Below are 404 nucleotides of genomic sequence, written 5' to 3'. Positions count from 1 at the left end.
TCATGAGTGAGGCCCGCGAAGTTGGTCAGCGCGCGGGCCTCACTCATGAAGCGGTCGATGCCGACGATCAGGCCGACCCCGTCCACGAGTTCGGGGCGGTGCGACTGGAGCCCGCCCGCGAGGGTCGCCAGGCCCGCGCCGGTCACGCCCGCCGCGCCCTTCGAGGCGATGACCATGAAGATCAGCAGGGAGATCTGCTCGCTCGCGCTCAGCGGGTCGCCCAGCGCGTTGGCGATGAAGAGCGAGGACATCGTGAGGTAGATCGCGGTGCCGTCCAGGTTGAAGGAGTAGCCGGTCGGGACGGTGATGCCGACGACGGGCTTGCTGACCCCCCTGTGCTCCATCTTCGCGATGAGCCGGGGCAGGGCGGACTCGGACGAGGAGGTGGAGAGGATGAGCAGGAA

Annotated in this window: 1 protein-coding gene; it reads right to left on the bottom strand. The window is 68.3% G+C overall.

Annotated features, from left to right (window positions below; translation table 11 throughout):
- A partial coding sequence (locus tag RM590_RS35805; RefSeq protein WP_311708982.1) for a cation:dicarboxylate symporter family transporter occupies positions 1-404 on the bottom strand: 404 nt, incomplete at both ends.

This window comes from Streptomyces litchfieldiae, assembly GCF_031845365.1.
Classification (GTDB): domain Bacteria; phylum Actinomycetota; class Actinomycetes; order Streptomycetales; family Streptomycetaceae; genus Streptomyces; species Streptomyces litchfieldiae.
The sequence above is the reverse complement of the archived record's forward strand: the minus strand, read 5'-3'. Positions and strand labels throughout refer to the sequence as shown.